Annotated in this window: 17 protein-coding genes, 1 tRNA gene and 1 riboswitch; of the genes, 12 read left to right on the top strand and 6 right to left on the bottom strand. The window is 38.8% G+C overall.

From position 1 onward, the window contains the following. Window positions 1-97: 97 nt before the first annotated feature. Window positions 98-535, bottom strand: a complete 438-nt coding sequence (locus tag BM390_RS09185) for a PilZ domain-containing protein (RefSeq protein ID WP_062321134.1) — start codon at window positions 533-535, stop codon at window positions 98-100. 65 nt (window positions 536-600) lie between these two features. After that, window positions 601-2,739: a FapA family protein gene (locus BM390_RS09190; protein WP_089854441.1), complete on the bottom strand. Its 2,139-nt coding sequence runs from the start codon at window positions 2,737-2,739 to the stop codon at window positions 601-603. Window positions 2,740-2,810: 71 nt separating this feature from the next. Next, window positions 2,811-2,896, bottom strand: a riboswitch (cyclic di-GMP riboswitch). Window positions 2,897-3,247: 351 nt separating this feature from the next. Between BM390_RS09190 and BM390_RS09195 the strand changes: the two genes are divergently transcribed. Genes BM390_RS09195 through BM390_RS09205 form a run of 3 tightly spaced genes read left to right on the top strand, consistent with a single transcriptional unit; the run spans window position 3,248 to window position 7,014 of the window. Next, complete coding sequence (locus tag BM390_RS09195; RefSeq protein ID WP_089854444.1) at window positions 3,248-5,524, top strand: ribonucleoside-diphosphate reductase subunit alpha; 2,277 nt, start codon at window positions 3,248-3,250, stop codon at window positions 5,522-5,524. 11 nt (window positions 5,525-5,535) lie between these two features. Beyond that, complete coding sequence (locus BM390_RS09200) at window positions 5,536-6,579, top strand: ribonucleotide-diphosphate reductase subunit beta (RefSeq protein ID WP_062321130.1); 1,044 nt, start codon at window positions 5,536-5,538, stop codon at window positions 6,577-6,579. 9 nt (window positions 6,580-6,588) lie between these two features. Continuing rightward, window positions 6,589-7,014 carry a flavodoxin domain-containing protein gene (locus tag BM390_RS09205; protein ID WP_062321129.1) on the top strand — a complete coding sequence of 142 codons (426 nt, stop codon included), beginning with the start codon at window positions 6,589-6,591 and terminating at the stop codon, window positions 7,012-7,014. Window positions 7,015-7,123: 109 nt separating this feature from the next. Here the strand turns inward: BM390_RS09205 and BM390_RS09210 are convergent, their stop codons facing one another. Further along, window positions 7,124-8,845 carry an ABC transporter ATP-binding protein gene (locus BM390_RS09210; RefSeq protein ID WP_089854447.1) on the bottom strand — a complete coding sequence of 574 codons (1,722 nt, stop codon included), beginning with the start codon at window positions 8,843-8,845 and terminating at the stop codon, window positions 7,124-7,126. 225 nt (window positions 8,846-9,070) lie between these two features. Between BM390_RS09210 and sppA the strand changes: the two genes are divergently transcribed. Then, window positions 9,071-10,087, top strand: a complete 1,017-nt coding sequence (gene sppA / locus BM390_RS09215) for a signal peptide peptidase SppA (protein ID WP_062321127.1) — start codon at window positions 9,071-9,073, stop codon at window positions 10,085-10,087. Between the two features lies 1 nt (window position 10,088). Further along, window positions 10,089-10,571, top strand: coding sequence for an RDD family protein (locus tag BM390_RS09220; protein ID WP_062321125.1), 483 nt, complete (start codon window positions 10,089-10,091; stop codon window positions 10,569-10,571). Between the two features lie 153 nt (window positions 10,572-10,724). Here the strand turns inward: BM390_RS09220 and BM390_RS09225 are convergent. After that, window positions 10,725-10,797, bottom strand: a tRNA-Ala gene (locus BM390_RS09225). 175 nt (window positions 10,798-10,972) lie between these two features. Here BM390_RS09225 and BM390_RS09230 point away from each other — a divergent pair. From BM390_RS09230 to BM390_RS09250, 5 genes are read left to right on the top strand one after another with little or no spacing between them, the layout of a single operon-like run. Then, on the top strand, window positions 10,973-11,245 hold the full coding sequence (locus BM390_RS09230) for an autorepressor SdpR family transcription factor (RefSeq protein WP_062321123.1): 273 nt from the start codon (window positions 10,973-10,975) through the stop codon (window positions 11,243-11,245). Then, window positions 11,238-11,888: an SdpI family protein gene (locus BM390_RS09235; protein ID WP_062321120.1), complete on the top strand. Its 651-nt coding sequence runs from the start codon at window positions 11,238-11,240 to the stop codon at window positions 11,886-11,888. The genes BM390_RS09230 and BM390_RS09235 overlap by 8 nt, the downstream gene beginning before the upstream one ends. Then, complete coding sequence (locus tag BM390_RS09240) at window positions 11,881-12,090, top strand: PLD nuclease N-terminal domain-containing protein (RefSeq protein WP_231631428.1); 210 nt, start codon at window positions 11,881-11,883, stop codon at window positions 12,088-12,090. Before BM390_RS09235 ends, BM390_RS09240 begins: the two co-directional genes overlap by 8 nt. A 3-nt stretch (window positions 12,091-12,093) precedes the next feature. Continuing rightward, a complete protein-coding gene (locus tag BM390_RS09245; RefSeq protein WP_062321116.1) occupies window positions 12,094-13,017 on the top strand; it encodes an ABC transporter ATP-binding protein in 924 nt (307 codons plus the stop codon). 13 nt (window positions 13,018-13,030) lie between these two features. Continuing rightward, a complete protein-coding gene (locus tag BM390_RS09250) occupies window positions 13,031-13,768 on the top strand; it encodes an ABC transporter permease (RefSeq protein ID WP_177220694.1) in 738 nt (245 codons plus the stop codon). 93 nt (window positions 13,769-13,861) lie between these two features. On the opposite strand, the gene BM390_RS09255 is transcribed toward BM390_RS09250, so the two are convergent. Both BM390_RS09255 and BM390_RS09260 read right to left on the bottom strand, forming a co-directional pair. Next, a complete protein-coding gene (locus BM390_RS09255; protein WP_062321112.1) occupies window positions 13,862-14,710 on the bottom strand; it encodes a dimethylarginine dimethylaminohydrolase family protein in 849 nt (282 codons plus the stop codon). Between the two features lie 261 nt (window positions 14,711-14,971). Further along, window positions 14,972-17,089, bottom strand: a complete 2,118-nt coding sequence (locus tag BM390_RS09260) for an ATP-dependent Clp protease ATP-binding subunit (RefSeq protein ID WP_062321110.1) — start codon at window positions 17,087-17,089, stop codon at window positions 14,972-14,974. Window positions 17,090-17,349: 260 nt separating this feature from the next. Here BM390_RS09260 and BM390_RS09265 point away from each other — a divergent pair, with 260 nt between their 5' ends. Together BM390_RS09265 and BM390_RS09270 are read left to right on the top strand one after the other, a co-directional pair. Further along, the gene (locus tag BM390_RS09265) at window positions 17,350-18,900 is read left to right on the top strand and encodes a Ppx/GppA family phosphatase (RefSeq protein WP_089854453.1); all 1,551 of its coding nucleotides are present in this window, start codon (window positions 17,350-17,352) and stop codon (window positions 18,898-18,900) included. Between the two features lie 5 nt (window positions 18,901-18,905). Next, window positions 18,906-20,984 carry an RNA degradosome polyphosphate kinase gene (locus BM390_RS09270; protein WP_062321109.1) on the top strand — a complete coding sequence of 693 codons (2,079 nt, stop codon included), beginning with the start codon at window positions 18,906-18,908 and terminating at the stop codon, window positions 20,982-20,984. The last annotated feature ends 40 nt before the right edge of the window (window positions 20,985-21,024 follow it).

Below are 21,024 nucleotides of genomic sequence, written 5' to 3' on the forward strand. Positions count from 1 at the left end.
AGTATAACCCTTACATGTCGCTAAATGAATGCCTCTCTTTTAAAGTAGTTTCATTTATAGGTGTCGGGTCTTGATTCGTTTCTTTATTTGGTGGTCTTTATTCTTCTTTTTCCTTCCATTCAGGTTGCTTTAACTCTTCTGTTTTTTCTAAAATGTTTGCCTTAGCATGGGCTTTTTTACTGAGGGATTTGACTCCTTCAATAATTTGTTGTTCACGCTTCGGGTCCTCAATGCCTTCAAGTCCATAACGAACACCATCTGACTCATTTTTCTTCCAAGCAATTTGACCTAGCATCTCAATCGTTTCACCATCTAATTCAAACGTGACTTCTATATAAAACTCCTTGTTTGATGTCGGGATATCTAGCTTTGTTCTAAATTGCATCCCTTTAGGACTAAGATCAATAATCTTTAACCTACCTGGGTCTGTCCGAGTAACTTTGTCTTCATCTTCATGGTTTAAAATTATCACAAACTTTCCATCTATCGGTTCATTAAATAAATATCTAAATGGTTCTTTTCTTTTGTAACGCATCATATAACCTGCTTTCCCTTGTGGAAATTCTCACATTTTCTTATCTCTATATTATATCGGTTGTTTTAATGATGAGTTAAATGAAACTTCCCTTCTTTATTTAAAGAAGCTTCTATAAATTCTTGATCTTCTTCAAATGTATGGGTCCATCCCCCTACTTTAATGACCGTTCCTTCAAACACTTTTTTAATCCGAATTTTACCTTCTTCCGATGTTTTAATTAATGTCCTGACTCCCATCTGACCACCGACCTCGTATAAGTCGCAACCTTTCTTCGCAAATAGTTCGCCGCCTCGCACAATACCTCTAACAGTGACAAACCCTTCGGCTTTTATCGTTGAGTTGATGCAAGACCGACCGAGCACCATAATATCACCAGCAGAAACCAATCGACTATTCAAGGCATTTTTAAGGAATAGATTCGCTTCTTCATTGTTTTGCATCGCACTTAAATCGATGAGGTTTTTCATCTGATCAAGCAAACGTTTAAACGTATCCATCGATACATCAATCTGGGGAATACGGAAAAAGATTTTTTTAAGTGATTCATTCACTTCTTCCCATTCTTCTTCTATTAGATATTTCTTTTCATTGGCGACTAATTGATTAAAGTATTGAATGTCTTTCGACAATGTTTTAAACCGCTTCTCTTTGACTAACAAGATTAAGGAAGTGATACTCGCATGTTTATATGGGCTATTTTTAAACTTAGGTGATTGAATAATTTGATCGATCATTTGTTGCATATCCAATAATTTATGATATAAGCCACTTAATACGTGCTGTAACGTGAGGTCGACATGACTCCCAGAGGCAATATCTGACCGATTCGCATTCCCACCTATGTGAATGGACTGCAGAGCACGAATGGTTGCCCCATTGACTGTCTGATGAATCGTCACATGCCCACCTGATTGGATTTGCATCCCTTCGGTCACATCTCCTTTTACTTCAACGTCACCACGGAAGATAATGTTACCAGAACTTAAATCAACATCCCCGTCATGTACCATCTGTGGCAACACTTTCGTTTTAACAAGTGGTCCCCGCCTTTCAATAAACGGTCGGCCATTCTCATTTGCCACAATCCTGTTATCTAACTTAATCGTACCTTTTTGCGTGACGACTTTTAATTCACGAGCAAGTCTAGGTGGCATATCTTCCCCTCTAACTGATATGCCACTTTTTCCCTTAATAGCCGGATGGATAATCGCAAGGACTTGTCCTTTTTCAACGTTTGGTATCTTTTTTCTTTCACGATAGTCAATCGCAGATAAGTCACTATTATCTTTAGAATCATTTTCTGGTCGTGTTTTTATCTTTTCTTCTAATCTACCATCTATCCCGTCAACCGGCGCCTCCCCTTTAGCAATGACAAACAGACCACCTTGTTTACTACTAAGCGCAGATTCAATCGCCTGTTCATCAATACCGTATATGACTCCTCGCTCTGTTAAGGCCGCTAAAATATCCGATGAGGTAATCGTTTGTTTTACGACAATATCCTCCACCGTTTCAATAGTAACCTGATAGCCCGGTGTTGTATCTTTTAATTTCAATTGGCGTTCAATCCCTGGTTTAATACGTAATTCTGCTTTCAACTTATCATCTGTTTCAACAATTTTCCATTCTGTTGGTTCTGACGCCTCTTCAAAAAAGAAGGTAACCTCATCTTTTTCCTTCACAAAAATAAACGTATCTTCAATCGTTTCGCCATTCTTTTTAACAAGTAAACCTTTTTCAAGTTTTAGTGACGGTTGATGTTCCTCGCTATCTTTTACGAAGAGTTGACCATCTTTTACCCATACCTTACCGCTTAATGATTGGTGATGTTCATAATGTATGGCATCTGATGCTTCTGAAATCGTTTGACTTATATCGTCTTTGTCATTCTTTTCGTGTATATCTTCTTCAATGGATGATGCTTGATTTAAATAATCAAGAAAATCATCGAGACCCATGCCATCAATCGATGTATGAGTTTCCGGCATTGTTCCTTTAATCGATGGATTTGGTGATGTTACGGTTGTATCTAGTTGATACGTCAGCTTGACTGTTGCATCTTTGTTACCTATACCTAAGAGACCTCTTTTTTCTATTTGTAGTACTTCGATCTCAACTTGTGTACGGTCTAACTGTAAGGCTTCAAGTCCCAAATGTATCGCTTCTTTCACAGTCCTGCCTTTTGATATAAACGTCGTCATCCTTTGCCCCTCTTTTCTTTCTCAACCGGCCTCTCTCTATAAATAATCATGTGTAATAATCCTGATTATCTCTGTGCAACCCGGCGATCAATAGTATGTCTACTTTAGACCCGTAGCTTTGCGTCCTTAGCTTTCGCTAAGTTTGCCCAATTATCTTGTGATTTTTTTAAGGTCACGACTAGAAATCAGTCAAACTCTATCTTTTTAACTAACTTCTTATCGTTCTTTTGTCACATATTCCTGAATACACACACGTTTTACGTCTCTTTAACATCATTGTATATCTTTCTGCCCGCGATATCTACTAGATAAACAGAGAAAGTTATACATGCTTTATTTTCTAAACAAAAAAGTATAAATAATTCTTCGTGCTTATAGACATGTATAACTTTTAACGATACAATACAAGATGTAGCGTTTTTTTTATAAATCATACACTATATATAGTGTATGATGCTTTAAACCTAACAATTTGGTATCGTCAAGCAAATAAGAAAGGAAGATAACTATGACCATTACGATGGATAAACTTCAACAAGAACTTACATACTTAGAAGCGCAATACAAGCTTAATCTCGATCAACTCAACCAAAAAATTGAAGAGGCAATAAAAGAAAACAAAGATGAAAATGAAACAGCGCTCTTTTACGCCCTCAATCGTATTGATATTGATGCACCAAACTGGTCCTTTATTGCGAGTCACTTTTTAAACAAGCAACTTTACAAAGAAGCCGGTCGTAACAGACAGCATAATGATTTTACAACGTATCCTGACTTTTATCAGCTGATCGTCACACTCACAGATAAAGGCATTTATTCTGACGCCTTACTTACGCATTATTCAAAAGCTGATATCGCTGATTTAAGTCAGTCAATCGATCCAGTGAAAGACCAATTATTTAATTATATTGGGCTCTTTCTGTTGCAGGATCGCTACCTTGCTAGAAATCATAAAAAAGAATTATTTGAATTACCTCAAGAACGGTTCATGGTGATTGCCATGACACTGATGCAACATGAACCAAAAGCTAAGCGCCTCGAACTTGTTAAAGAAGCTTACTGGGCACTTTCTAACCTTTACATGACTGTCGCAACACCTACCTTATCAAATGCCGGTAAAAGTTACGGGCAACTTTCTAGTTGTTTTATTGATACGGTCGACGATTCCTTGGACGGGATTTATATGAACAATTGGGATGTGGCACGTCTTAGTAAAGACGGCGGTGGCATTGGTGTTTATTACGGAAAAGTTAGAGCCCTTGGTTCGGATATTAAAAAGTTCAAAGGCCATTCTAGCGGTGTGATTCCTTGGATTAAATTATTAAATGATACAGCTGTCAGCGTCGATCAACTCGGACAACGTCAAGGCGCGGTGAGTATCTATTTAGATGTATTCCACAAAGATATTATGAACGGCTTTTTAGATTTAAAAACGAATAATGGGGATGAACGCCGGAAAGCTCATGATATTTTCACTGGCGTCAGCATTCCTGACTTATTTATGGAACAGTTAGAAAAAACAGATGAGGCGGGGCGTAGTATTGGCAAGTGGCATACGTTTTGTCCACATGAAGTCAAACAAGTGATGGGATGGAAAGATGAAACGGGACGAGCACTCGGCTTAGAAGATTTCTATGATGAGACAGACAAGCGTTACTTTACCGAAAAGTATGAAGAAGCCGTCAATCATCCTCTCTTATCACGTAAGACGTACCGAGCGATGGATATTATGGCGCGAATCATGATGGCACAACTTGAAACAGGCACACCTTATATGTTTTATCGTGATGAAGTGAACCGTAAAAATGCGAATAAACATGTCCATGGACGCGGTCGAACAAGTATTTTTGCCAGTAATTTATGTACGGAAATTACGCAAAACATGTCGGCCACAATGATTGTGAAAGAGTATATCGATGATGAAGGTAATAGCGTCATCGTGAGAAAACCTGGAGAATTCGTTGTCTGTAACCTCTCATCCATTAACCTTGCTCGAGCCGTGACAGATGATGTATTAACGCGTCTTATTCCGATTCAAGTGCGGATGCTTGATAATGTGATTGACTTAAATACCATCACTGTTGCACAAGCTAACTTGACGAATCAAACTTACCGGGCGATTGGACTTGGCACTTACGGTTGGCATCATTTACTCGCCTTAAAAAATATTTACTGGGAATCAGACGAAGCGAGCAACTATGCAGATGAGCTCTATGAAGAGATTAGCTATTTAACTTTGCAAGCATCTATGACACTCGCTAAAGAAAAGTCACCTTACGATAAGTTTAAAGGCTCTGAGTTTGACAATGGTCGTTACTTCAAAGACCGCCATTACGAAAGTGACCGCTGGCATCAGTTACAGCAAGCTATCCAAACGCATGGTTTGAGAAATGGTTATTTGATGGCGGTTGCTCCTAACAGTTCAACAGCCAAAATTGGTGGATCCACCGATGGGATTGATCCGATCTATGCGCTCATGTACGCAGAAGAAAAGAAAAATTTTAAATTTAAAGTCACTGTCCCAGATTTAACACCTAAGACATATCCGTATTATTTAAAAGCACGACATGAGCTTGATCAAATAAAGAGTATTGAACAAAATGCTAAAAGGCAACGTCATATCGATCAAGCGATTAGTTTTAATCTCTATGTTCGTCATGATATTAAAGCAAAAGAATTACTTGACTTACACTTAGCAAGCTACCATAACAAATTAAAAACAACGTATTACGTACGATCAACGTCACAAGCAGAAATTAATGAATGTGTCGCTTGCCATAGCTAGGAGGAAAATCTATGTTAGAACAACCATTAAAAAAGATACCGTTACTGAATCCAAGTCACCCAAATAAATCAACTGGGATTATTAACGGTCAATCGTCTGGCATTCTTAATTGGAATGACTTACGCTACCCACAAATGTACGACTTATATCAAACATTGTTATCAAACTTTTGGAAAGCGCATGAGATTAATATGCAAGATGATGTTAAGGCATGGGATAAGTTATCTGACGTAGAAAAAGACGTCTTCTTACGTATTAATACACAGCTCGCTGCCTTAGATAGTTTACAAACGCCGACGATGTCAGAAGTGATGAACTATGTCACCGACTCAAGTTTTAAAGCGATTTTTGCGGTGATTAGTCAGCAAGAAGCGGTGCATAATGAATCGTATTCTTACATCTTAAGTTCACTCATCCCAACAGATGAACAAAATGTACGATTTAATGAAGCGAAGAGTGATCCCATCGTGAATAAGCGCAATCAGTTCATCTTAGATTATTACCAACAATTCAAAGATGATCCGACACCACTCAATTTATTTAAATTAGCGATCAGTTCGATTAATTTAGAAGGTATTTACTTTTACAGCGGTTTTGCGTTCTTTTATCATTTGGCCACGCACCAAAAGATGCTGAAAACAAGTACGATGATTTCTTACATTCAGCGCGATGAGATGCAGCACGCCTATTTCATTTCTCAGTTTGTAAGAATCTTACTATCAGAACAACCTGAGTTAAACACAGGAGCCAACATTCAATTTATCTATGACACGATTAAACAAGCCGTAGAACTTGAGAAAGAATGGGCGTCAGTCATTTTAAAAGATATTGAAGGGATTGATCTTGACGAATTCCATCTTTATCTTGAATATTTAGCGAATAAACGCTTCAGACAACTTGGTTTAGACAATGGTTATCCCGAACGTGACAACCCGATGCCATGGATTCATGTGTTTAGCGATGAGATGATGAATGAAACGAAGTCTGACTTCTTTGAACAAAAGTCACGCACGTACACAAAAGTGTCCTCATCTAACGGATTCGACGAATTGTAGGTGACATGAATGCACGCTTGTCTTATTTATACCTCCATCACCGGCAACACAAAAGCGGTGATGGAGATGATTTATAATGCTTTAAATCAATCTGACATTACGCCACAGCTTACTCACGTACGTGATTTAGATTTTGAGACGTTACAACACTATGACTACATCATTGTAGGAACGTATACGTTTGGAAATGGTGATATTCCTAGAGAAATGATGCCGCTGTATGAGTATCTTTCTCAAACTAACTTAAGATACGTAAGAAGTGCGATCGTTGGAACAGGCGATCGCTTCTATCCCTACTTTTGCGGCGCTGTTGATCGTTTCGTTGAACCAATGCAGCAACAGACTGATTTACGCGTGACCTTAAAAGTTGAACTCTACCCTGAACAAAAGGATCGAGACAAGATTCCACGATTGATTGCGTCCTTAACCAGGTAATATCGGGTAGCAAACGTCATGACGTCAAAAGACAGTTATCCTATAGAACGAAAACAACGACCAGCCGCATCATGACGGTTGGTCGTTGTTCATTCTATCTTTCATTTACCTAGTCATTCGATAAACCAAATTGCGCCGCATACAACTCACTGTACGCGCCTTTTTTAGCTAATAATTCCTCATGTGAACCAGTTTCTTTGATTCCTTCTTCTGTGACAACAACAATTTTATCCGCATCCTTAATTGTTGCTAGACGGTGAGCAATCACGAGCGTTGTCCGTCCTTTTGATAACCGGTTAAGAGCTTCTTGAATTTTCATTTCCGTTTCAGTATCGAGTGCTGACGTTGCTTCATCAAGTATTAGAATCGCCGGATTTTTTAGAAACATCCGCGCGATTGATAAGCGTTGTTTTTGTCCACCCGATAGCTTCACCCCGCGTTCGCCAATTACGGTATCTAGCCCTCGGGGTTGGTTTAAGACAAATGTATCGAGCCGTGCTTGTTTGGCGGCTGCTAGTATTTCCTCATCTGTCGCGTCAAGCTTACCATAGGCGATATTTTCTCTAACGGTACCCGAGAATAAAAAGACATCTTGTTGAACAACGCCGATACTTTCACGTAAATAACGTTGTTTCACATCACGAATATCAACGCCACCAACGGTAATCGATCCATTAGTCACTTCATAAAACCGGGGCAGTAAGTTACATAACGTTGTCTTCCCTGCACCTGTGGGACCAACGAAGGCAACGGTTTCTCCTTGTTTAATCGTTAAATTAATCCCTGCGAGCACGTCTTGGTCTTTTGTATAACCGAAGCTCACGTCGTGATATACAATATCGCCTGCGACGTATGCCTCACGTGCCCCCGCGCGGTCTTTTATCGTTGGCTCCGTATCAAGGACATCGGTATAACGTTTGAATCCGGCAAATCCTTTCGGATAGCTTTCAATCACCGCATTAATCTTTTGAATCGGACCAATTAAGATATTGGTCAGTAAGATGAACGCCACAAATTCTCCGTGCGATAAAGACGTATCAATCACAAAATAAGACCCGAACATTAACGTCGACAACGTAATGAGTCGCATCAGTAAATAGTTAACCGTCACATTTTGTGCCATAATTTTATAGGATGATAACTTCGTTGCCCGGTAATCCAAATTATTTTCTTGGAATTTATCCGATTCATATGATTCATTAGCAAACGCCTTTACGACACGGATCCCACCAATACTGTCTTCTACTCTAGCGTTGATATTGGCAACGTCTTGAAACATGCGGCGAAATGTTTTAGTCATCTTTTTGTTGAAGTGAATCGCAAAAACAACGATCAATGGCACAACAGTAAAAATAATCAAAGCTAATTCTACATCGATCGTTAACATGATCCATAACGAGCCAATTAACGTCATCACAGCGACAAACACATCTTCCGGACCGTGGTGAGCGACTTCGCCAATCTCCTCTAGATCTTTCGTTAACCGCGAAATAGAGTGCCCTGTTTTCGCATTATCAAAGTACCCAAACGATAACGACTGAAGATGCTCAAATAATTTCCGTCGCATCGTTGTCTCGATATTAATGCCTAACATATGCCCCCAGTATGTCACGACAAAATGTAGCAACGTGTTTAATAAATAAATCATTAGTAACACAAAAGCTGCTAGCATGATAATCGTAAAATCTTCGCTCGGCAGTAGTTCATCGATAATATAATTCACCGCAAGTGGAAAGGCGAGTTCAAGTAACCCCACCAACACAGCGGCTGTAAAATCCAGCATAAATAAACCTTTATACGGTTTATAATAACTAAAAAATCGTCTTAGCATCCCTTAAGTCCTCCTCTTTATGTAGCGTATCTCGTCATACGTTTCTCTTATTACTCCGTGTCTTTTTTAAAACAAAGGCGCACCAATCATTCAATGTCTGATTATATCATAAGTTGAACGATGACAATGACTTATATGACTGAAGATAACTTTAAGAAAAGTTTACACAGATTGTAAGTTTTTGTTATACTTATCTATGTGAGAAAACGAAAAAGGAGGATTTATATGACGAATAAACGTTGGGTGGCGATTGGATTATCAATCATTGTATTGATTGTTTCACTTATTTTACCCGCTGTTGCTTCTGTTTTTATGGCTGATGAGGAAGATGAGGATAAAGCGACAGATTTCTTCACCGCACTGATCGACGATGCTCAAGCAGAAACAGTTATCAGAGATGGCGATGCTTTTAATCGGATTGCTTTAATTGACGTTCAAGGTGAAATGATTAATCAACAAGTCTCACCGTTTGCACAAGGGGGCTATAATCATGCCTTGATCCTTGATCAACTTGAACAAATTAAAACCGATGAGACCGTGAAGGCTATACTACTACGTGTCAATACACCTGGTGGGGGTGTGTATGAAAGCGCAGAACTGACCGATAAAATTAAAGAAGTAAAAGAGGCCCGTGACATTCCAGTCTATACCGTCATGGAAAGTATGGCCGCAAGTGGTGGTTATTACATATCGGCGCAATCAGAAAAAATCTTCGCAACACAAGAGACCTTAACCGGTTCAATCGGTGTTATTATGCAAGGTTTTAATGTTTCTGGTTTACTTGATAAACTCGGCATTGAAGATACGACCATTAAAAGTGGTGATTTAAAAGACTTAGGATCTGCCACCCGTCCGAATACAGACGAAGAAATTGCTGTCTTACAAGAGATTGTTGACGGAATGTATGAGCGCTTTGTTAGTGAAATTATAGACGGGCGCAATATGTCACGCGAGCGCGTGCTCGACTTAGCTGACGGACGGATTTATAGCGGGGCACAGGCTAAAACACTTGGACTCATTGATGAACTCGGTTACTTCGATGACGCTTTAGCGACACTTGAAAGTGACTTTGAATTGTCTGGCGCTGAAGTCTTTCAATATGATGGAACATCTTTAAATATGTTCGATCAGTTTTTCTTATCAATGAAAAATCTTTTACCACAAGCGGAATCAACACCACTAGATTCCATTGGACAGACAGAAGAAGCTCCAACCTTTAAGTATCTCTACAGGGGGCTGTAATATGATTAGACGATTTAATGATTATCCCGATTACTTTTATGCTGGATTTTTCATTCGGTTGTTCGCCTTTACTGTAGACATGATCATGATTCAATCACTGTCTCGGTTATTGTTATTCTATTTGAATGAGAGTCTATTAAAAACCGTTCTGTCACTCTTTATTTACTTACTCTACTTCATTTGTATGACTAAATTCACCAATGGACAAACGCTCGGTAAAATGATTTTCGGTATTCGCGTGATTGCCATTAATGAAGAAACATTAAGTTGGACAACCGTCCTTGTACGCGAAGGATTTGGCCGTTACTTACAAAAAGTGCTTTGGATTATGTATAGCCTGACGATTTTCACGCGTTACAAACAACATGTCGTGGATCTCTTGACAGATACATCGGTTGTAACAGAAAATTACCTTAGACTACTTGAATCACCTCTTGATCAATCTGAAAAAGAAACGGTAGCCCAACCAACACCTATGTTGTAGGCTAAATGAATAGATTAAGCACATAAAAAAGCATGCTTTTAGCGATAAGCATGCTTTTTTATTGATTATTAAATGATGGCAGTCACTGCCTTATTGAACTGTTCTATTTATAGCCAAAAAGAAATATACTAAAGAAAAACAAATGAGAATAAGTGGAGCATAGCGGGATCGAACCGCTGACCTCTTGTCTGCCAGACAAGCGCTCTCCCAGCTGAGCTAATGCCCCTTAATCTGTCTATTACGTATTATACAAACTTTATTATCTTTTGACAAGGTAAAATTATTTCCCAGGACATTATTTTATCACTTTTTTTATGATGCTCTATTATATATTGACTTTCAACCATTTATATTTTATTATTTAGTTAATTACTTAAATACTTAATTAAGGAGGCCACATCATGAAAGAGGCATTTAAAGCCCTCGCCGACCCAACACGGAGGAAAATCCTTGATTTATTAAAGGCGAAAGACCTTACGGCTGGGGAGATTGCCGATCAATTTGAGATGTCAAAACCGAGCATTTCACAACACTTAAAAATTTTAAAAGCTGCTAACTTAATTGAAGATGAGAAACAAGGCCAATATATTTACTACCATTTAAACACGACCGTCTTTCAAGAATTAATCAGTTGGGCGATGTCTTTTACAAAAGGAGATGATACAGATGCGTAAACACTTACCCTTTATTTTTTTATTAAGCGCCACCCTCATCATGTGGATCATTGCTTTTCCGCGTTTACCTGATGAGATTCCGATGCAGTGGGGACCTGATGGCAGCGTTAACTGGACCGCACCAAAACTATTAGGGATGTTGATGAATGTTGGGATTTTACTTGTGATTTACCCGATTCTTGTCCTCAGTCCGAAGTTAGATCCAAAACGCAAAGGCTATTTATACACATCAAAAGCTTATTGGATTATTATTTATGCTACCCTCGGTCTGTTAGTCTTTGTGAATGCTTTTGTTATTTTTCAAAGTCTCGGTTATGACTTAAACATTGAAATAGTCATTCCCATCCTGATCGGTATTTTATTTATCATTATCGGTAACTATATGCAGACCGTTAAAGCCAACTGGTTTATGGGCATTCGTACGCCTTGGACACTTTCCAGTGAAACTGTCTGGCGAAAAACACACCGATTAGGTTCAAAATTATTTATGGTCTGTGGTGTGTTATTTTTCCTTATTCCCTTCTTACCTGTTGATTTAATGATTTATGTGATTGTGATCCCAGCAATATTAGCTGGACTCATTCCAACCATCTATTCTTATGTACTCTATCGCCATGAACAAGAGGAGGATTCTCATGAATGATTTACCTGTTAATATCGTATTATTACTGTTGCCCCTTATTGTGTTACAGTTTATTTTAACTATTGTTGCGGTGATGAGTTGGTATAAAGCCGACCAAGACATGCGCTTAAACGGTAATAGATGGCTCTGGTTGTTTGTTATTTTAATTATCACTACGATTGGTCCAATTTTATTTTTTATCTTCGGAAGGAGACAAGATTAACCAATGATTCATATCAAAGCACTCCAGAAAAAATTTCAGAACACTGTCGCCGTTTCATCCATTGACCTTCAACTAGAGGAAGGCCAAACGATTGCTTTACTCGGTCCTAATGGCGCGGGTAAAACAACGACCTTCCGCATGCTGGCAGGACTGATTAAACCAACATCAGGTTCCATTCAATTTGATCAAGTCGCACCGAGTATGGATCACCGTCATTATATTGGTTATTTACCACAATACCCTCAGTTTCACGGTTGGATGACAGGGTTTGAGTTCCTTATTTTAATGGGTGAACTGAGTGGTATGTCAAAAGCGGAGGCCAAAGAGCGCGCCGAGCTATTATTAACAAGAACAGGCCTTGACGAAGCAAAACATAAACGAATCAGTGGTTATTCTGGCGGGATGAAACAACGCCTTGGCATTGCTCAAGCGATGATCCATCAACCAAAATTATTGATTCTTGATGAACCTGTCTCATCACTTGACCCTGTTGGAAGACGCGACGTCTTAAACTTGTTAAAAACGTTAAAAAATGAAACAACCATTCTGTTTTCCACGCATATTTTATCGGATGCGGAAGAGATCAGTGATTATTTAGTCGTGATGAATAAAGGGCGTGTCGTTGAACAAGGGCATGTTCATGACTTAGAGAAGAAATATCAAAAACAAGTGATTAAACTTGCCGTGGGCGAACAACCGGATCACTTCATTCAAACACTTGAAACTTTACCTTATGTCAAACAAACGCGACAAGAAGGGCAACATATTTATCTTGAAACGACAGATATGGACGCAACACGTGCGTCTTTATTGTCGCTGATTATAGATAAACATCTTGAGTTGACTCATTTTTCTATCGACAAAACAACACTTGAAGAAATGTTTTTGGAGGTGATTGGATTTGAAGCTTCTTCTGACCATGATTAAAAAAGAGTTACTCATGCATAAACGTAATAATAGTCTCATCTGGGTTCCTATTGTCTTTATTCTCTTAGCGATCATGGACCCTATCACCACTTACTTCTTACCTGTCATTTTAGAAAATGTTGGTGGAATGCCTGAAGGTATGGCTTTCGAAATACCTGCTGTTCCAGCCAGTGAAGCGTTTGGCCTCAGCTTATCTGAACTGAGTATGTTTGGTGTACTCATTACGATTTTACTAACCGCTTCATCGATCAGCCAAGAACGTCAAACAGGCGTCAGTGAACTATTATTAGTGAAGCCAATCAATGCTTCACATTATATTGGTAGTAAGGCCCTGGCTAAAATGGTTGTGTTTACCGGTGCACTGATCATCAGCTTATTATTTAGTTGGTATTACGTCAGCATTTTGTTTGGCTCTTTATCTGTTATCTATATGATGCTAGCGATAATTTTTTATAGCTGTTGGTTCATCTTTGTCATTAGCCTAACACTCACGTATGCAGCTGTGATTCGCCAACAGTATATGATTGTCGGTGCCACGATTCTTACACTAGCAGCAGGATCGATTATTAATGGGATCTTCCATCATAAAATCCCTTGGTTTTATAACAATTTATCCTCGCTGATTGTAAAGATGCTACAAACGGGAGCCGTATCAACCAATCTCTTATTAAATATTGGATTGCTGCTGGCTACAAGTATTGCCCTCCTTTTACTGAGCTTCAAGTTATTTGACCAAAAAGAACGATTATAATGACTAAAAAACCTGTCTCCTTACATGACTCAACATGTAAAGGGGACAGGCATTTTTCATTTGTCTTGATTTATATAATTGAAATACATTCATTTAATCCTTCACTCTTACAACAGGTAAAGTACAACATCTAAAAGACCCACCAGATTTAATAATCTCATCAAAGGCCACTTCAATGACGTGATAGCCTCTGTCAGCTAGTTGTTTATTCACCGCTTCATTATTAGGTAAACTAATCACTTTTTTATGACCAACCGATAAGACATTCGTACCAAGCGTAAACTGCTCATCAGCTGAGACGTCGATTAAGTTGTAACGTTTTTCTAATAGTGAAACAGCTTCTTCTGTTAGACCTTGGCGATAAATAAGCGCATCCGTTCCGCTAACAATATTAAAGGTGCAATCTAAATGTAAAATATCCCCCGCTAATGATAGTGGATAAATATCATAGTCCGGTAACTGTTGTTTAAGTATATCAATCGCATCATGAGTCGTTCGTTCACTGACGCCAATATAAATGTTTTTCCCATCTATTAAGACATCGCCACCTTCAATCGATGGGCCGGTTAATGGGTGAAACGGTGTGTCATCTTTGTTTAATACATCTGTGAGTATATCCGTCTCTTGTTTACGAATATCACTCGCCATATTAGCAATAAACAAGGTTTGACCTAACGTAAACCCGATATCTCGGGTAAACACCTGTTCATTTAGATGGTCTTTCACCGGAAGGTGATCCACTTCAATCCCTTCTCTTTTTAATACACTCACAAACGCTTGATGTTGATCTGTGGCGACTTTTGTATCTATATTGTCTGATAAAAAATGTTTTTGTGTTTCGTTAATCACTTCTGTGATTGCCATATAAGTAGGTTCCGCCACGATGACGCGGGTTAACCTGTCATATTCCGAATGACATACGGTAGCTTTCTTTGCTGTCATTTGTGTCTCTCCCCTTCAGCTTACTTTTTCACTATTATACCAGATTTTTTCACAAACAAAACTGACAGAACCGTTGTCAAATATAGCTTTATCCAATAACGTTTATCTTTATTCACAAAACAACATGTTTTTCTGATATTACCCACTAAAACGATGGATTTATTGAATAAATATTCAGATAATTTTTCTTCAAAAAAATATCATACGCCCGAGTAAAGAGCGTATGATATTACTTATTTGATGTTTCATTTAGCTTTAGTCCTATTCAGACACCTTTGTTACAACAATCTTATCATCGATGACATCTGCTTTTAAAGCCATGATGTCTGGTTCTTCTAGTAAGACATCGGTAATCCCGTCTTCAAGAGTTTCTTGAATAGCGCGTCGAAGTGGCCGTGCACCAAATTGACGATCATAGCCGATATCAGCTAAATGTTTTTTCACTTTCTCGGTTACTTCAAGTCTATATCCTTGTTCTTTTAGATTCTCTTCTAATTCATTCAGCATCAAGTCTACAATCTTGATTAAGTGCTCTTCTTCTAATTGATTAAAGGTAATAATCGCATCGAAACGGTTTAAGAATTCTGGTTTAAAGTAATCCTTGAGCTGATCAAGTGTTGAGATCGCATCGGTTTCTGTTTTATTAAAGCCAACGTGTAATTCCTTTACGGCACTTCCCGCATTACTTGTCATAATAATGACGGTATCCTTAAAGTTGACCACTCGACCGTGACTATCCGTTAAACGACCATCTTCCATAATTTGCAGAAACATATGCTGGACATCTGGGTGGGCTTTTTCAATCTCATCCAGTAAAATGACGCTGTATGGCTGACGGCGAACTTTCTCTGTAAGTTGTCCTGCCTCTTCATGACCAACATAACCTGGCGGTGACCCGATTATTTTTGAAACGGCATGCTTTTCCATATACTCACTCATATCAAGACGAATCAGCGCGTCTTGATGGCCAAATATTTCTTCTGCGAGTACTTTTGTTAACTCTGTTTTACCGACACCCGTAGGCCCAACAAATAAGAATGACCCAATCGGACGGTGTTTTGATTTTAGACCAGCACGGCTACGACGAATGGCTTTAGCGACTTTATCGACTGCCACTTCTTGACCAATGACTTTCTTTTCAAGATGGCGTTTTAAATCTTTCATCTTTTGTTGGTCATCCGCTTGCATTTTTCTCACAGGTACGCCTGTTTTTTCTTCAATAAGCAGTTGAATGGCTTCTGTCGTCACGTCAATCGAGGGTACACCTTCGTGCGTCGCTAGCTTTTTCTCAAGCTGTAACTCTTTATGTCGCAAATGCGCAGCGGTTTCATAATCCTCTTTTTCAGCTGCCTTTTGTTTCTCCTCAGCAAGGTATTTCAATTCGTCTTCAATCGTTGATTGATCTGACTCAGACAAGGTTAAGTTTAACCGTGCACCTGCTTCATCAATTAAGTCAATCGCTTTATCTGGTAAGAACCGGTCTTGGATGTAACGTTTGGATAAACGCACCGCTTGTTCAATGACCTCATCACTATAAGTAACATGGTGATAACTTTCATAACGCTCCTTAATTCCTTGTAAAATTTGAATCGCTTCTTGTTCTGTTGGTTCCTTCACCATAATCGGTTGAAAGCGACGTTCAAGAGCTTGATCTTTTTCAATTTGTCGATATTCTTTTAACGTTGTGGCGCCAATAAGTTGGAGTTCTCCTCTAGCAAGTGCTGGTTTTAAGATATTACCCGCATCCATTTGAGATCCTTCAGCTGTACCAGCACCCACGAGTAAGTGAATTTCATCAACGAATAAAATGACATTTTGTCGATCCTGGAGTTCACTAATCAGACCTTTCATTCGTTCTTCGAATTGTCCACGGACACCTGTATTGGCGACAAGTGACGCAACGTCGAGTAAATATACCTGTCTATCTTTTAATTTCTTCGGGACGTTACCCTGTGCAATTTTTAAGGCTAATCCTTCCGCAATCGCCGTTTTACCTACACCAGGTTCACCAATTAATACTGGGTTATTTTTATTACGTCGATTCAACGTTTCAATCACGCGTGTCACTTCTTGATCTCGTCCAATAACAGGATCAATGAGACCTTGTTTCGCATGATCGGTTAGATTACGACCAAGCTGATCAAGTAGGCCATCATGGTGATTCGGCGTTTCTGTTTTCACATGTGATTGACGTTTTGTGAAGCCAGATTGTTCTTCAAATGCCGAACCAGATTGTCCGAAGAAGTTAGATGGCTGGAGAGATTCATTGCGGATTTCTTTAAAGCATGTGTCACAGACATGAAGTTGTTCAGTGTGACCATTTATACGTAGGGTCACATTAACATTTGCGGGACGGACTTGACATTTTTGACATTTCATTTTTTCGTTCCTCCTTAGTTCAATCGTATTAATAACGGAAGGTCACTAACGTTTGACTATCTTTGACCTTTCCTGATTATAGTATACTTTGACCTTCTTTGACTTTCAAGTGTTTTGATTCATTTTTTTAATAGACATGTTTATTATGTGTTTGAAAACACCCCAACACGCTAACTTTCTCACCCTTTTGTAGGGTTAAATATGTCGATATTGTGGTATATATACGTATTAGAGCTTACTATTTAAAAGGCGGGATTAAGATGACTTCTATAAAAGATAATTATTATGCGCTCATTGATATTGGTTCGAACACGATGCGCCTGGTTATTTATTTACCGAATGAAGCGGGACGATTTCGTGAAGTCGAAAATGTTAAAGCGGTCGCACGATTAAGAAATCATTTAACGGCGGACGGTTACTTATCGGATGAGGGGCAAACAATCCTCATCGATACATTAAAAGAGTTTGAAGATGTGTTGAAAATATATCCACTGAAACATTTCACGGTCGTTGCGACCGCCACTGTGAGACAAGCTAACAATAAAGCTACGCTCGTTCAAGCAGTGAAAGATCAACTCGGTTGGGACATGCAGATACTTTCAGAGGAAGAAGAAGCTTTTTATGGGTATTTAGCCATTGTCAATTCAACATCTCTCACGGAAGGGGTCACTGTTGATATGGGTGGGGGTTCAACTGAGGTGACTTACTTTAAAGACCGGAAACTGATTCATGCGCACAGTTTCTCTTTTGGTACATTAAGTTTACGTCACTTGTACGATGAGAATGTATCAGAAGCAGATAATTTACACACGGTAAAGAGTTATGTTAAAAAAGCCTTCAGCACCTTGAGTTGGTTAGAAGACTTATCCGTGCCCATTATAGCGATTGGTGGGAGTGCGAGAAACGTGGCCCAAATCGATCAAATCGATAAAGATTATCCGATGGCAGGGCTCCATCAGTATCCCATGCTACTGAAAGATTTACATCGGATTAAAGATCATTTACTTAGCCTTTCTAATGAGAAACGAATGAAAGTGGAAGGCTTATCAAAAGATCGAGCGGATATTATCCTACCAGCCATTATGACGTTTGTCACCCTTTATAAACATACCCATGCCGACAGATTTGTCTTAAGTCAAAAAGGATTGCGAGACGGCATTAACTATGAACTGCTCTTTCATAAACAAGAGGAACCTTATTCACCCAATGTGTTAGAAGATAGTTTTCAAGAATTAATCTCAGATTTTGACTTAGATGTGAAACAAGCGTTCCAAGTCCAACATTTAACCCGTGAAATTTTTGACTCGCTCGTTCAACATAAAATTAAAGGGCTCACAAAAAAAGATTGGACGTTGCTCAGGCGAGCAAGTTATGTCTTTAACATGGGCGACTACATTGATCATGAGTCAAGCGCCCAGCATACGTTTTACTTATTAAGTAATCGTACGATTGACGGGCTGAGCCATCGCGAAAAACTTGACTTGGCACTTGTCGCCTCGTTTAAAAATAAAACAGTCTTTAAACAGTTTGTCCGCCCTTATAAAAGTTGGTTAACGAAAACCGAACGCAAAAAACTGATGTTACTTGGGGCTTTACTTAAATTTACTTACTGCCTAGATGGAACCAAACGACATGTCATTCATAATATCGACGTTAACGTTAAAAAGAAAAAGATTCTTTTGACCTTAGCTTATACAAAAAATGCCGCTCCTGAAATTTATCAAGCGGAAAAACAAAAGAAACATCTTGAAAAAGCCTTAAAGCGACCCGTAGATTTAACCTTTGTTAAGGATACAAAAGACAAGGAGTGACAATCATGACTGACACGATCACCATAGATGCACCTGAGCACTTCAACAATCGAGAAATTAGTTGGCTACGGTTTAATAAACGGGTGTTAGAAGAAGCAATGGATGAACAAAATCCTCTACTAGAGCGTTTGCGCTTTATCGGTATCTTCTCAAATAACCTTGATGAATTTTTTATGGTTCGGGTGGCAGGATTAAAAGATCAATTTAGAGCTGGATTTAATCGACCCGATAATAAATCCGGCTTAACAGCATTACAACAACTTGAGGCCATTACAAAAGAAGCGCATCCGCTTGTCCAAACGCAACAAGATTATTATCATGTGTTAAAACAACAGCTAGCTGAAGAAAATATTCATATTGGTTCGATTGATAAGCTATCAAAAAAAGAATTAAAGTGGCTAGAACAGCATTTTGAACAGGTCATTTATCCTGTGCTCACACCGTTAGCGATTGATGCTTATCGACCGTTTCCGTTACTACAAAATTTATCATTAAATATTGCCGTCACACTGCATCATCCTGATGAGACAGATAAAAAATTAACCGCCATCGTTCAAGTACCCGCCTTGTTAGATCGCTTTGTTAAAATTAAAAATAAGCACCACTATCTCTTATTAGAAGATGTGATTCGCTACTATATCGATCGCTTATTTACTGGCTACAAGGTGGAGGATACGATTTGTTTTAGAATTACACGTAATGCCGATATGAATATCCACGAAGAGGGCTCAAGAGATTTACTGAAAGAAATTGAGAAGGAATTAAAGAAACGTCGCTGGGGAGTAGCGGTGCGCTTAGAAATCATGGGCGAAAAAGGCGCCCATAATCAGCACTTAATTAACTTTTTAAAATATGTCCTAGAAGTTTCAAATGATGACCTTTACTATCATGGCGGTCCACTTGATTTCACATTTTTATTAAATGTCTATTCACAATTAAAACAGACATTTGAACATTTAGTCTTTCAAACCCTCATCCCCCAACCACCAAAAGAGGTTGAGCCGTTAGTCAATATTTTTGATCAATTACGACGAAAAGATATTATGTTGCATCACCCCTACGAATCATTTGAAGTGATTGTCGATATGATTGAACAAGCCGCACTTGATCCTCAAGTGCTTGCGATTAAACAAACACTCTACCGTGTCAGCGGGGACTCGCCCATTGTGAATAGTTTAAAGCTTGCGGCTGAAAACGGGAAACAAGTGACGGTGCTCGTGGAATTAAAAGCACGCTTTGATGAAGAAAAGAATGTGCAGTGGGCAAAAGCATTAGAAAAGGCCGGTTGTCACGTCATTTATGGTATTACCGGATTAAAAACGCATAGTAAAATTACGCTGATCGTCAGAAAAGAATCGGATCGGATTGAACGATTCGTTCACTTAAGTACAGGAAATTATAATGATCAAACCGCCAAATTTTATACCGATTTATCTATTTTAACGTCACGACGCGAGTTTGGGATTGACGCGACATTGTTTTTTAATTTCTTGAGCGGCTATACATTTAAACCAACCTTCCACCACTTGTCGATGGCACCTTATCACATTCAACATGACTTTATCGACTACATCGAACAAGAAATACGCTATCACGAACAGCATCATGATGGACATATCGTCGCAAAGATGAATGCGTTAACCGATAAACCTCTTATATTAAAATTATACGAAGCATCAAATAAAGGGGTGAAAATCGACTTGATTGTGCGTGGTATTTGTTGTTTAAAACCAGGGATAAAAGGGGTGAGCGAAAACATTACCGTGACCAGTATTGTCGGTCGTTTTTTAGAACATAGTCGTATTTATTATTTCCACCATCATGGGGAAGAAAAAGTCTTCTTGGCTTCATGTGATATGATGACACGTAATATGGTCAAACGGATCGAATTACTTTTCCCTGTGCTAGACCGGCGTCATAAAAAACGCGTGATGGATGTATTAACAGTACAACTGGCTGATAACCAGAAAGCACGTTTTCAATTACCGAATGGTTGTTACGAATATAAACATCAACCAAGTGACCAAGCAATTTCAAGCCAGCTATCCCTCTTTGACTTAGCCTATCAATCATCCATTCATTAAGACATGATTAATTGAATGAAGCCCGTTAATCACAATTAAA

Origin of the sequence: Halolactibacillus miurensis, from assembly GCF_900116255.1 — a bacterium.
Taxonomy (GTDB): domain Bacteria; phylum Bacillota; class Bacilli; order Bacillales; family Amphibacillaceae; genus Halolactibacillus; species Halolactibacillus miurensis.